The following is a 12,282-nucleotide window of genomic DNA, read 5'->3' as shown; positions in this document are numbered from 1 at the left end:
ACCGCCATCGCGAGCAGGCTCACTCCTACAAGGGGGAGGGGCCTTTTTGATTGAAGTAGGGCGGGCTCTTGTAGATGCCGCCCTTTTTTGTGCAAGAGCATTATGCAAAGCAGCAGCAACCTGTTTCCTGTCGCCCTGATCAGCGCCGAACGGCGCGGTGATCTGAGCGAAGACGTGTATCGACTCAAACCCGGCAACAGCCCCGACTGGTCCGTGGAAATCGCCGTCACCCGCCTGGGCATGGCCGATGACTCGGTGTCGCGTGGCGTGCCGGTGATTCTGCTGCACGGCAGTTTTTCCAATCGACGTTTCTGGTTTTCCCCCAAAGGTCTGGGCCTGGGCGCGTACCTGACCCGGCTGGGTTTCGACGTGTGGATTCCAGAGATGCGCGGCCACGGTCTGTCGCAGCGTAACGAGGACTATCGGCGCAACCGGGTCGCCGACTACGCGCGTTACGATCTGCCGGCGATTGCCGCGTTCGTGCGTGAGCAGAGCGGGCAGATTCCGCACTGGATCGGCCATTCGCTGGGCGGCATCACACTGGCTGCGGCGCTGGGTGGCGAATATCTGGGCGAACCGGCGGTCGCGTCGGCGGCGTTTTTCGGCACGCAGGTCAGCCGCACGTACTGGCCACTGAAGATTCCGCCGCTGGAGTGGGGCAGTCGCTTCATTCTCAAGCGTTTCGCGCAGTTGTCCGGATCACGCCTGCGGCGCGGCCCGGAAGACGAACCGATCGGCCTGGCCATCGAAAGCATGCGCTGGTACGGCTTGTTCGGCCGCTTTGGCGACAAGGACAAGGATTGGTGGGCGGGGCTTGCCGACGTTCGGGTGCCGGTGTTGGCGGTGACGGCGGCGGGCGATCATCAGGACCCGGCATGGGCCTGTCGCAAGCTGTTCGAGCAGATCGGCTCCGAGCCCAAGCAGTTCGTTAATCTGGGGCGCGAGCAAGGCTTCAGCAACAATTTCGGCCATGTCGAAATGCTGGTGAGCAAAGCGGCGCAGACCGAAGTGTGGCCGATGGTGGCGCGCTGGCTGAACGATCAGCAGACGCCATTGCTGGCGCAGACGGCAGATCTGGCCGCTGCGGTGTAAGGGGCGTTCCGTTCGGCCGGGCTAGCGGCTAAGATATGACGCATTGTGCGGTTCTGGTCATATTTTGTGGCTGTTTAGCGATTACGTTTCAGGCTGTGTTCAGGTTCGCTCAGCGACCATGGCGTGGGCTAAGGTAAACAGCGACTGGCCGGACTCGTCTCATCAGAATGCGGCATCCTTGATCGTCTTGCTTTTTACAGGAGTTTTTCGATGAACCATTACCTTACGCCTGACCTGTGCGACGCCTACCCGGAGCTGGTGCAGGTGCTGGAACCGATGTTCAGCAATTTCGGCGGCCGTGATTCCTTCGGCGGCGAAATCGTGACCATCAAATGCTTCGAAGACAACTCGCTGGTCAAGGAACAGGCTGAACTCGACGGCACCGGCAAAGTGCTGGTGGTCGACGGCGGTGGCTCGCTGCGCCGTGCGCTGCTGGGCGACATGATTGCCGAAAAAGCTGCAAAAAACGGTTGGGAAGGCATGGTGATCTACGGTTGCATCCGTGACGTCGATGTCTTGGCTCAAACCGATCTCGGCGTGCAGGCGCTGGCCAGCCACCCGATGAAGACCGAAAAGCGCGGCATCGGCGACCTCAACGTCGCGGTGACCTTCGCCGGCGTGACTTTCCATCCGGGCCACTATGTCTATGCGGACAACAACGGCGTGATCGTTTCGCCGAGTCCGCTGCAGATGCCTGAATAAGCTTTTCGACAAGGGATGCGGATGTTCGAGGAAGAAAACGCGCAGTGGGGGCTGGTGCATGCCCTAGTGCTGGACGGTAAGGGCGGCGCGCGTTCGATAGCCCGGACGGAACTTGACGATCTGCAGCTGCAGGCGCACGAAAGCCTGTGGCTGCATTGGGATCGCAGCCATCCGCAGACCCAGACCTGGCTGCGCAAATCCAGCGGACTCAACGAGTTCACCTGCGACCTGCTGCTGGAAGAGAACACCCGACCACGTCTGTTGCCGCTGCCCGAGTCCGAATTGCTGCTGTTTTTGCGCGGGGTCAATCTCAATCCGGGTGCCGAGCCGGAAGACATGGTTTCGGTGCGGATTTTCGCTTCCGCTCAACGGGTGATTTCCCTGCGTTTGCGGCCATTGCGGGCCACCGATGAATTGCTCGCGCAATTGGCCGAGGGCAAAGGCCCCAGGACGGCTTCCGAACTGATCCTTTATCTGGCGCAGTTCCTCACCAATAAAGTGCAGGATCTGGTCACTTGCCTCTCGGAAATCGCCGATGAGGAAGAAGAAAAAATGGATGCCGACGAACGGTATACCCCTGAGCATGGCTCGGTTTTGCACATCCGTCGCCGGGCGGCCGGGCTCAAGCGTTTTCTCGCGCCGCAACGGGATATTTTCGGCCAGCTGACGCGGATAAAACTGCCATGGTTCGTCGATGACGATGCCGATTACTGGAACGAACTAAACAACAGCCTGACCCGCTATCTGGAAGAGCTGGAATTGACCCGGGAGCGCGTGGGGCTTGTGCTGGAGGCCGAAGACCGGCGGTTGAGCGTGCGTATGAATCGCACGATGTATCGCTTTGGGATCATCACCTGCATCTTTTTGCCGATGAGTTTTTTCACCGGCCTGCTGGGTATCAATGTCGGCGGCATTCCGTTTGCCGAAAGCCCTTATGGGTTCCTGATCGCCTGCTTGACGGTGCTCGCCATGGCACTGGGCCAGTGGTGGTTGTTCCGTCGTTTGCGCTGGGTATGAAGAGGCCGCATGTGACCCGACCAAATCTGCCCGCGTCTTTCACAGACATCACGAGAGGTGCGTATGCACGATCCGTTTGAACAGTCTTTGCGCGACATGCTCAACGCCTCGCCGTCCAGCCGCGACGACGATGCCTGTCTGGGCCGCGTACTCAAAACCGCCAACCGCCAGGTCGGCGCCGGTGACCTGTTCAGCCTGCTGGGCCGCTGGCTGCCCGCGCTGATGATCGCCCTGAACAATGGCTCGGCGCATGTTTCGCCGGTTTCCCGTCTTCGTAAACCTGCTGTTCGCACTGCTGATAAGGCTGATTGAATATGGAACTTGATCTCTGGACTCAGAGCCTCGTCACTGCAATGACTGCGTTGTGGACCAAAGTCGCTAATTTCATTCCGAACCTGTTCGGCGCACTGGTTGTGCTGCTGCTGGGTTTCGTCGTGGCCAAGCTGCTCGACACCTTGCTCTCCAAATTGCTGGCCAAACTGGGCCTCGATCGCCTGATGGGCGGCACCGGTCTGACCAAGCTGATGTCGCGTGCCGGGCTGCAAGTGCCGATCTCGACCCTGATCGGTAAAATCGTTTATTGGTTCGTTCTGCTGATCTTCCTGGTTTCTGCAGCAGAATCCCTTGGCCTTGAACGAGTTTCAGCTACGCTGGACATGCTGGCGCTGTATCTGCCAAAAGTTTTCGGCGCCGCGCTGGTGTTGCTGGTTGGTGTGTTGCTCGCGCAATTGGCCAACGGCCTGGTACGCGGAGCGGCGGAAGGTGTAGGTCTGGACTACGCTTCCGGGCTGGGGCGTATCGCGCAGGGGCTGGTGATCATCATCAGTATCTCGGTGGCGATCAGTCAGCTCGAGGTCAAGACCGACCTGCTGAACCATGTGATTGTCATCGTATTGATTACCGTTGGTCTGGCAGTTGCGCTGGCCATGGGTTTGGGAAGCCGGGAAATAGCCGGGCAGATTCTTGCGGGAATCTATGTGCGTGAGTTGTACGAGGTTGGGCAACAAGTGCGTGTTGGCGAGGTCGAAGGCCAGATCGAAGAGATCGGCACGGTTAAAACCACATTGCTGACCGATGAGGGTGAGCTAGTCTCTCTCTCCAATCGGATCCTGCTGGAACAGCATGTGAGTAGCCGCTAAACCGGCAAACCCTGCTAATGTATGCCGCCGCAAAATGCCAGCCAAGGCTGGCTGCGGTGGACATTGACCTGACTGTCGGCACGACTTGTTTTGAATAAAGCCCAAACGCTATCCACGCGCTACGACCCCCGCGAGCTCTCTGACGAGGAGTTGGTCGCGCGCTCGCACACCGAGCTTTTTCACGTAACGCGCGCTTACGAAGAATTGATGCGGCGTTACCAGCGAACATTATTTAATGTCTGTGCGAGATATCTTGGGAACGATCGCGACGCAGACGATGTCTGTCAGGAAGTGATGCTGAAGGTGCTGTATGGCCTGAAGAACTTCGAGGGGAAATCGAAGTTCAAAACCTGGCTTTACAGCATCACTTACAACGAATGCATCACGCAGTATCGGAAGGAACGGCGTAAGCGTCGCTTGATGGACGCTCTCAGCCTGGACCCTCTTGAAGAAGCGTCTGAAGAAAAGGCGCCGAAACCGGAGGAGAAGGGTGGGCTTGATCGCTGGCTGGTGTATGTGAATCCGATTGACCGCGAAATTCTGGTGCTACGATTTGTCGCAGAGCTGGAGTTTCAGGAGATCGCAGACATCATGCACATGGGTTTGAGTGCGACAAAAATGCGTTACAAACGCGCTCTAGATAAATTGCGTGAGAAATTTGCAGGCATTGCTGAAACTTAGTTCAGCGCAAATATCTCTTACGTGTAGGCAAGTTCTGATAGACTTGCCGCCGAGTTGTCCCCCGGTTTGCGGGACTGCTTCACAATCACCAGATGGGGATTTAACGGATGAAACTGAAAAACACCTTGGGCTTGGCCATTGGTTCTCTGATTGCCGCCACTTCGTTCGGCGCTCTGGCACAAGGCCAAGGCGCAGTTGAAATCGAAGGCTTCGCCAAGAAAGAACAATTCGACAGCGCTCGTAACTTCAAGAACAACGGCAACCTGTTCGGCGGTTCGATCGGTTACTTCCTGACCGACGACGTAGAACTGCGTCTGGGCTACGACGAAGTGCACAACGTACGTGCCGACGATGGCAAGAACGTCAAAGGCGCTAACACCGCTCTGGACGCTCTGTACCACTTCAACAACCCAGGCGACATGATTCGTCCATACGTTTCGGCCGGTTTCTCTGACCAGAGCATCGACCAGAACGGTTCGAACGGTCGTAACCGTTCCACCTTCGCCAACGTTGGCGGCGGTGCCAAGCTGTACTTCACCGAGAACTTCTACGCCCGTGCTGGCGTTGAAGCTCAATACAACATCGACCAGGGCGACACCGAGTGGGCTCCTAGCGTCGGTATCGGTGTGAACTTCGGTGGCGGCTCCAAGCCTGCTGCTGCTCCAGTTCCAGCACCTGCTGAAGTCTGCTCCGACAGCGACAACGATGGCGTTTGCGACAACGTTGACAAGTGCCCGGACACCCCAGCCAACGTAACTGTTGACGCTGATGGCTGCCCAGCAGTTGCTGAAGTTGTTCGTGTTGAGCTGGACGTGAAATTCGACTTCGACAAGTCGGTCGTCAAGCCAAACAGCTACGGCGACATCAAGAACCTGGCTGACTTCATGAAGCAGTACCCATCCACCACCACTACTGTTGAAGGTCACACTGACTCCGTCGGTCCTGACGCTTACAACCAGAAACTGTCCGAGCGTCGTGCAAACGCCGTTAAGCAAGTTCTGACCAACCAGTACGGTGTTGAATCGTCCCGCGTTCAGTCTGTTGGCTACGGCGAATCCCGCCCAGTTGCTGACAACAAAACTGACGCTGGCCGTGCTGTTAACCGTCGCGTAGAAGCGCAGGTTGAAGCTCAAGCTAAGTAATTAGCTGCCGCTCTGAGAAAAGCCCGGCTTAGGCCGGGCTTTTCTTTGTCTGCGATTTGCTGAGACGATGTATCTTCAGGCCATCGCCACCGAAGGCAGATCATTCTGCGCGGACTGAGTTGCGGCTGCGACGGCCCCGATCACCAGGATTGCAGGGCTTTTCAGCTCGAACAGTCGGGCATCTTCGCTCATGGTGTTCAAGTCACTGCGGCATTCGCGCTGCTGCGGCAGTGAAGCATTTTCGATCATCGCCACCGGCGTATCCGCCGCCATCCCTCCGGCCAGCAGTTGCTCGCGAATCTCGCCCAGTTTGGCCACACCCATGTAGATCACCAGCGTCGTCCCGCTCTGTGCCAGTGCCTGCCAGTTCAGTTGGCTGTCGTCCTGAGTGTGCGCGGTCACCAGCGTTACGCCTCTTGCGATGCCGCGCAAGGTTAGGGAAATATCGCATTGCGTGGCGCCGGCCAGGCCCGCGGTGATGCCGTTGACCAGTTCCACTTCGACGCCGCGCTCGCGCAGCCACTGCGCTTCTTCACCGCCACGGCCGAAAATGCACGGATCGCCACCCTTGAGCCGCACCACGCATTTGCCGTGGCGCGCGTAACGCAGCATCAGCCGGTGAATGAACGCCTGCGGGGTCGAGCGACAGCCGCCACGTTTGCCCACGCTGATGATCCGCGCGTCCCGGCAGTGTTCCAGCACCGCTTCGTTGACCAGGTCGTCGATCAGCACCACATCGGCCGCGCGCAACGCGCGTACCGCTTTGAGGGTCAGCAATTCCGGATCACCAGGACCTGCACCCACCAGCCAGACTTTTGCATTCATGGTGTTTTCCTCATCAGATGACCGCGGCCGGCTGCACATCGGCGGCCAGCAAGCGTTTGATTTCCGGGACGCACGAGCCGCATTGCGTGCCGCAGCCCAATTGATTTTTCAGACCCTGCAGATCCAGACCCTGGCGAATGCCAGCGCAGACGGCGTTGAGGCTGACGTTCTTGCAGTTGCACACAGTCTTGTTGGCCGCCATCTGCACGCCGGCATTGCCCGGCGGCGCACTCATCGGCGCCAGCAGCCAACGGCGCAATTGTTCGTCGGCACGACCCTCTAGCCACAAACCTTGCAGCCAGTGCTGCGCGAGGGTTTCGCCGGCCAGACGAATCGCGGTAATCCGACCGTTCTCGATGCGCACGCGTTTGCCAATCGCGCGGCGTGGGTCGTCGTAGGCGAGGACCGGTCCGTCAATCAGTGACAGGCACTGGTCAATTTGCGCGAGCAATGGCGCATCCGGCGCCGCTTGGCTGGCAGCGCGTATCAGCAGCGCCGGACGTTCGCGTCCGACAAGGCTGAGGCTGACGTAGGAAAACGCCTCGCAGAGCGGCCGTAGCGTCTCGAAATGCCGCTGCACATCGCCCTCGATCAGGGCGAACAGTTGCCACGGCAGATTGACCGGCTCCAGGCGCACGCCGCTGTGTTTCAGTTCCGGTTGTTTCGACAGTGGATCGAAGGCCGGCTGAGTCAGGTTGTTCACGCCGCCCTTGAGATAACGATCGCCCCAGTGCATCGGCAAAAACGCCTGACCGGGACGCACGCTGTCATCGCTGCCGACCGCGACAATCACCGCGCCACGACGGCTTTTCAGATTGACCAGATCGCCCGGTTGCAGACGGTGCCGGCGCATCTCCTCGGGATGCAGGCTCAACACCGCTTCGCTGACATGGCCGAACAGTTGCGCAGCGGTGCCGGTGCGGCTCATGCCGTGCCACTGATCGCGCAGACGCCCGGTGAGCAGGGTCAGCGGGAAGCGTGCATCGCGTTGCTCCCTGGCGGCACGATACGGCTCGGCGATGAATTGCGCGCGACCGCTGGCGGTAGGAAAAACCCCGTCGGTGTACAAGCGTGAGGTGCCTTGGCGGGCACCGATCGGGAAGGGCCACTGTTGGGGGCCGATCTGGTCAATCAGCGCATGGCTGATGCCGGACAGGTCGAGATCGCGGTCGCGGGTCAGGCCTTTGAATTCATCGAACAATTGCGCAGGCTCAGCGAAGGCAAACAGACTCGGCTGCTGCGCACGCAGACGGTGCTCCAGCCGCTGTGCGAAATCCACGGTGATCGCCCAGTCCGGCCGTGCTTCACCCGGTGGGAGAATCGCCTGGCGAACGTGGGAAATGCGCCGCTCGGAGTTGGTCACCGAGCCTTCTTTCTCGCCCCAGCTGGCGGCGGGCAGCAGCAGGTCAGCGAAGGCGGCGGTTTCGGTGGTGCGAAACGCTTCCTGCAACACCACGAACGGGCAGGCCTCAAGGGCCGCGCGCACCGCGCTTTGGTCCGGCATTGATTGCGCCGGGTTGGTACAGGCAATCCACAGCGCCTTGATCTTGCCGCTGCGCAGGATTTCGAACAGTTCGATGGCGCTGAGGCCGGGCGTTTCCGGCAAACTTTCCACGCCCCAGTACTCCGCCACTTCGGCCCGATGCTGCGGGTTGGCCGCATCGCGGTGGCCGGGCAGCAGATTCGACAGACTGCCGGTTTCGCGCCCGCCCATGGCATTCGGCTGACCGGTCAGGGAGAAAGGTCCTGCGCCCGGCCGGCCGATTTGCCCGGTGGCCAGATGCAGATTGATCAGCGCACTATTTTTCGCGCTGCCGGCGGTGGACTGATTCAAGCCCATGCACCACAGCGACAGAAAGCTCGGCGACGTGCCGACCCATTCGGCGCACTGCTGCAACTGCTCGACGCTGATCCCGCACAGTTGCGAGACCATTTGCGGGGTGTAGTCGCGGACCAGATTCTTCAGCTCGGCCAGACCTTCGGTGTGGGCCTTGATGAAATCGCGGTCGACCCAGTCTTCCCACAGCAGCAGGTGCAAAATCCCATGAAACAACGCGACATCGGTACCCGGCAGAATCGCCAGGTGCAGATCAGCCAGATCGCAGGTGTCGGTACGCCGCGGATCGATGACGATGACTTTCATCTGCGGACGCCGCGCTTTGGCGTCTTCCAGGCGACGGAAAAGCACCGGATGGGCGTAGGCCATGTTGCTGCCGACGATCATCACGCAATCGCTCAGCTCCAGATCTTCATAACTGCACGGCGGCGCGTCGGCACCGAGGCTGCGTTTGTAGCCCACCACGGCCGAAGACATGCACAGGCGTGAATTACTGTCGATGTTGTTGGTGCCGACCAGTGCCCGCGCGAGTTTGTTGAAGGCGTAGTAATCCTCGGTGAGCAACTGGCCGGAGATATAGAACGCCACGCTGTCCGGGCCGTGCTCGGCGATGGTTTCGGCGAAAACATTGGCGGCGTGTTCCAGCGCGGTGTCCCAGTCTGTGCGGCTGCGCGCCAGACCTTTGCCCAGGCGCAGCTCTGGGTAGAGCGCGCGGGCGGCGAGGTCGCCGGTCAGGTGCAGGGTCGAGCCTTTGCTGCACAGTTTGCCGAAGTTGGCCGGGTGCGCCGGATCGCCGCTGACGCCGAGGATGCGCTCGCCGTCATGTTCGATCAGTACGCCGCAGCCGACCCCGCAATAGCAGCAGGTCGAGGCGGTCGTCTGGCGGTTCATCAGATGGCGTCCCGCAGGGCCAATTGCACCCGACCGTTTTCGACCCGCGCCGGATGGTGATGGGCGCAGCCAACGTCCGGCGCCTGGGCTTCACCGGATTCGAGATCGATCTGCCAGTTGTGCAGCGGGCAGGCCACGCGTTTGCCGTAGATCAGGCCTTGCGACAACGGGCCGCCCTTGTGCGGGCAGCGGTCGTCGAGGGCGAAAACCTCGTCGTCGCTGGTACGAAAAATCGCGATGTCACCTTTCGGCCCGGCAATGATTCGCGAACCGAGGGCATTGATCTCGTCGAGGGCACAGATATCGAGCCAGTTCATGCCGGCACCTCCAGGTTTTTCACGGGGATCACATCGAATTCTTTCTTCAGTTGCGGCTGCGCCAGACGCTCTTTCCATGGGTCCTGTTCGAACGACAGAGAGAATTGCAGGCGCTCGTTCAAGGCTTTGCGGCGCTCGGCGTCCTCGAGCACGTTCTTCTTGATGTGCTCCATGCCGACCCGTTGCAGGTAGTGCACGGTGCGTTCCAGGTAGAAGGCTTCTTCGCGATACAGCTGCAGGAACGCGCCGTTGTATTCGCGCACTTCATCGGCGGTTTTCAGTTTGACGAAGAACTCGGCGACTTCGGTTTTGATCCCGCCGTTGCCGCCGATGTACATCTCCCAACCGGAATCGACGCCGATGATGCCGACGTCCTTGATGCCCGCTTCCGAGCAATTGCGCGGGCAGCCGGAGACCGCGAGTTTGACCTTGTGCGGCGACCACATGTTGAACAGGTCGTGCTCGAGGTCGATGCCCAGTTGCGTTGAATTCTGCGTGCCGAAGCGGCAGAACTCGCTGCCAACGCAAGTCTTCACGGTGCGGATGGATTTGCCGTAGGCGTGGCCGGATGGCATGTCGAGGTCCTTCCACACGCCGGGCAGGTCCTGCTTTTTGATCCCCAGCAAATCGATGCGCTGGCCGCCGGTGACCTTGACCATCGGCACCTGATATTTGTCGGCGACGTCAGCGATGCGCCGCAGCTCCGAAGGATTGGTCACGCCGCCCCACATCCGTGGCACCACCGAATAAGTGCCGTCCTTTTGAATGTTGGCGTGGGCGCGTTCGTTGATCAGGCGCGATTGCGGATCGTCCTTGGCTTCGCCCGGCCAGGTGGAAATCAGATAGTAGTTGAGCGCCGGGCGGCAGGTCGCACAGCCGTTGGGCGTGCGCCAGTTCAGGTAGCTCATGGTGTCGGCGATGGTCAGCAGGTGCTCCTGGCGAATCGCCTGACGAATCTGCCCGTGGTTGAGGTCGCTGCAACCGCAAATGGCTTTTTCGCTTTTCGGTTTGACGTCCGCCGCGCCGCCGACGGTATTGATGAGGATCTGCTCGACCAGGCCGGCGCAGGAACCGCAGGAGCTGGCAGCCTTGGTGTGTTTCTTCACTTCGTCGACGCTGAACAGGCCGTGTTCCTGAATCGCCTTGACGATGGTGCCTTTGCACACGCCGTTGCAACCGCAGACTTCGGCGCTGTCGGCCATGACCATGGCTTTGTCCTGGCCTTGATGTCCTACGTCGCCTAAAGCGTTTTCGCCGAACATCAAGTGGTCGCGGATCTCACCGATGGCGTGATTCTCACGAATCTGCCGGAAATACCAACCGCCATCTGCCGTATCGCCGTACAGACAGGCGCCGACCAGCACGTCATCCTTGATTACCAGTTTTTTGTACACGCCGCCGATCGGGTCGGAGAGGGTGATGGTCTCGGTGCCTTCGCCGCCCATGAAGTCGCCAGCGGAGAACAGGTCGATGCCGGTGACTTTGAGTTTGGTCGAGGTCACCGAGCCCTGATAGCGAGCGAAGCCCAGTTGCGCGAGGTGGTTGGCGCAGACCTTGGCCTGTTCGAACAGCGGCGCGACCAGACCGTAGGCGATGCCGCGGTGGCTGGCGCATTCGCCGATCGCATAGATACGCGGGTCGTAGGTTTGCAGGGTGTCGTTGACCAGAATCCCGCGGTTGCACGGGATGCCGGCCTTTTCCGCCAGTTCGGTGTTGGGGCGAATGCCGGCCGCCATGACCACCAGATCGGCGGGGATGATGTCGCCGTTCTTGAACTGCACCGAGCCGACCCGGCCATTGCCGGCGTCGTGCAAGGCCTGGGTCTGTTCGCACAGGCGAAAGTGCAGCCCGCGCGATTCCAGCGCCGATTGCAGAAGCTGGCCGCTGGTCTTGTCCAGTTGCCGCTCCAGCAGCCATTCACCGAGATGCACCACGGTGACGTGCATGCCGCGCAGCATCAGGCCGTTGGCCGCTTCGAGGCCGAGCAGGCCGCCGCCGATGACCACGGCGTGCTTATGGGTTTTGGCGGTGTCGATCATCGCCTGGGTATCGGCAATGTCGCGGTAACCGATCACGCCCTGCAGGGTGTTGCCGGGGATCGGCAGGATGAACGGCGTCGAGCCGGTGGCGATCAGCAGGCGATCATACTCGGCTTCGCTGCCGTCCTCGGCGATCACCCGGCGCTTGACCCGGTCGATCTCCACCACTTTGCGGTTGAGCAGCAGCTTGATGTTGTTTTCCAGGTACCAGTCGAGGTCGTTGAGCACGATCTCTTCGAAGGTCTGCTCACCGGCGAGCACCGGCGACAGCAGGATGCGGTTGTAGTTGGTGTGCGGTTCGGCGCCGAAGACCGTGATGTCGTACAGCTCGTTGCTCAGTTTCAGCAGTTCTTCGAGGGTGCGAACCCCGGCCATGCCATTGCCGATCATCACCAGTTTGAGTTTTTTCATCAGGTTCTCCGGGGAGCTGCGGCGGGCCTCTGGTGGGCCGTCGGGCCGTGCTCGACAAATTTTGCGCAAACAAAAAAAGGCGTCCCGCTAGTTGCCTAGCGAGGACGCCTTTGTCCTGGTCCCGTTCTCTCGGGGAGCCCAGCCTTCGTCGTTGAAGGTTGGGCTTTATGTGTGTGTTGAGACGAGTAA

At 60.2% G+C, this 12,282-nt stretch carries 11 protein-coding genes; 7 read left to right on the top strand and 4 right to left on the bottom strand.

All coding sequences use genetic code 11. From position 1 onward, the window contains the following. Window positions 1–102: 102 nt before the first annotated feature. The 7 genes from BLU24_RS19810 (at window position 103) to BLU24_RS19780 (ending at window position 5,773) form a co-directional block, all read left to right on the top strand. The gene (locus BLU24_RS19810) at window positions 103–1,092 is read left to right on the top strand and encodes an alpha/beta fold hydrolase (RefSeq protein ID WP_093103069.1); all 990 of its coding nucleotides are present in this window, start codon (window positions 103–105) and stop codon (window positions 1,090–1,092) included. Between the two features lie 210 nt (window positions 1,093–1,302). After that, window positions 1,303–1,794, top strand: a complete 492-nt coding sequence (gene rraA / locus BLU24_RS19805; protein ID WP_090282549.1) for a ribonuclease E activity regulator RraA — start codon at window positions 1,303–1,305, stop codon at window positions 1,792–1,794. Window positions 1,795–1,815: 21 nt separating this feature from the next. Next, a complete protein-coding gene (locus tag BLU24_RS19800; protein WP_093103066.1) occupies window positions 1,816–2,811 on the top strand; it encodes a zinc transporter ZntB in 996 nt (331 codons plus the stop codon). A gap of 63 nt (window positions 2,812–2,874) precedes the next feature. After that, complete coding sequence (locus BLU24_RS19795; RefSeq protein ID WP_090282551.1) at window positions 2,875–3,123, top strand: CrfX protein; 249 nt, start codon at window positions 2,875–2,877, stop codon at window positions 3,121–3,123. 2 nt (window positions 3,124–3,125) lie between these two features. Then, window positions 3,126–3,950 (top strand): mechanosensitive ion channel family protein, encoded by an 825-nt coding sequence (locus tag BLU24_RS19790; protein WP_016773831.1) that lies wholly within the window; start codon window positions 3,126–3,128, stop codon window positions 3,948–3,950. 90 nt (window positions 3,951–4,040) lie between these two features. Then, window positions 4,041–4,631 carry an RNA polymerase sigma factor SigX gene (gene sigX / locus BLU24_RS19785; RefSeq protein WP_011333251.1) on the top strand — a complete coding sequence of 197 codons (591 nt, stop codon included), beginning with the start codon at window positions 4,041–4,043 and terminating at the stop codon, window positions 4,629–4,631. 107 nt (window positions 4,632–4,738) lie between these two features. Then, on the top strand, window positions 4,739–5,773 hold the full coding sequence (locus BLU24_RS19780) for an OmpA family protein (protein ID WP_016773833.1): 1,035 nt from the start codon (window positions 4,739–4,741) through the stop codon (window positions 5,771–5,773). Between the two features lie 75 nt (window positions 5,774–5,848). Here the strand turns inward: BLU24_RS19780 and cobA are convergent, their stop codons facing one another. The 4 genes from cobA to nirB are packed head-to-tail and all read right to left on the bottom strand — an operon-like array spanning window position 5,849 to window position 12,093. After that, window positions 5,849–6,598 (bottom strand): uroporphyrinogen-III C-methyltransferase, encoded by a 750-nt coding sequence (gene cobA, locus BLU24_RS19775; RefSeq protein WP_093103063.1) that lies wholly within the window; start codon window positions 6,596–6,598, stop codon window positions 5,849–5,851. Window positions 6,599–6,611: 13 nt separating this feature from the next. Then, window positions 6,612–9,326 carry a nitrate reductase gene (locus BLU24_RS19770; protein WP_093103060.1) on the bottom strand — a complete coding sequence of 905 codons (2,715 nt, stop codon included), beginning with the start codon at window positions 9,324–9,326 and terminating at the stop codon, window positions 6,612–6,614. Further along, window positions 9,326–9,643: a nitrite reductase small subunit NirD gene (gene nirD / locus BLU24_RS19765; protein ID WP_090282554.1), complete on the bottom strand. Its 318-nt coding sequence runs from the start codon at window positions 9,641–9,643 to the stop codon at window positions 9,326–9,328. Before nirD ends, BLU24_RS19770 begins: the two co-directional genes overlap by 1 nt. Next, window positions 9,640–12,093, bottom strand: coding sequence for a nitrite reductase large subunit NirB (gene nirB / locus BLU24_RS19760; RefSeq protein WP_093103057.1), 2,454 nt, complete (start codon window positions 12,091–12,093; stop codon window positions 9,640–9,642). Before nirB ends, nirD begins: the two co-directional genes overlap by 4 nt. Between the last annotated feature and the right edge of the window lie 189 nt (window positions 12,094–12,282).

It is taken from the genome of Pseudomonas sp. Z003-0.4C(8344-21) (assembly GCF_900104975.1).
In the GTDB taxonomy this organism is placed as follows: Bacteria; Pseudomonadota; Gammaproteobacteria; order Pseudomonadales; family Pseudomonadaceae; genus Aquipseudomonas; species Aquipseudomonas granadensis.
This window is presented reverse-complemented; position numbering and strand designations above follow the sequence as displayed.

Bases quoted from the DNA above. Each gene is read 5' to 3' on its own strand.
- BLU24_RS19780 (WP_016773833.1), top strand. From the start codon at position 4,739: ATGAAACTGAAAAACACCTTGGGCTTGGCCATTGGTTCTCTGATTGCC.
- BLU24_RS19770 (WP_093103060.1), bottom strand. From the start codon at position 9,326: ATGAACCGCCAGACGACCGCCTCGACCTGCTGCTATTGCGGGGTCGGC.
- cobA (WP_093103063.1), bottom strand. From the start codon at position 6,598: ATGAATGCAAAAGTCTGGCTGGTGGGTGCAGGTCCTGGTGATCCGGAA.
- BLU24_RS19790 (WP_016773831.1), top strand. From the start codon at position 3,126: ATGGAACTTGATCTCTGGACTCAGAGCCTCGTCACTGCAATGACTGCG.
- BLU24_RS19800 (WP_093103066.1), top strand. From the start codon at position 1,816: ATGTTCGAGGAAGAAAACGCGCAGTGGGGGCTGGTGCATGCCCTAGTG.
- nirB (WP_093103057.1), bottom strand. From the start codon at position 12,093: ATGAAAAAACTCAAACTGGTGATGATCGGCAATGGCATGGCCGGGGTT.
- rraA (WP_090282549.1), top strand. From the start codon at position 1,303: ATGAACCATTACCTTACGCCTGACCTGTGCGACGCCTACCCGGAGCTG.
- BLU24_RS19810 (WP_093103069.1), top strand. From the start codon at position 103: ATGCAAAGCAGCAGCAACCTGTTTCCTGTCGCCCTGATCAGCGCCGAA.
- nirD (WP_090282554.1), bottom strand. From the start codon at position 9,643: ATGAACTGGCTCGATATCTGTGCCCTCGACGAGATCAATGCCCTCGGT.
- BLU24_RS19795 (WP_090282551.1), top strand. From the start codon at position 2,875: ATGCACGATCCGTTTGAACAGTCTTTGCGCGACATGCTCAACGCCTCG.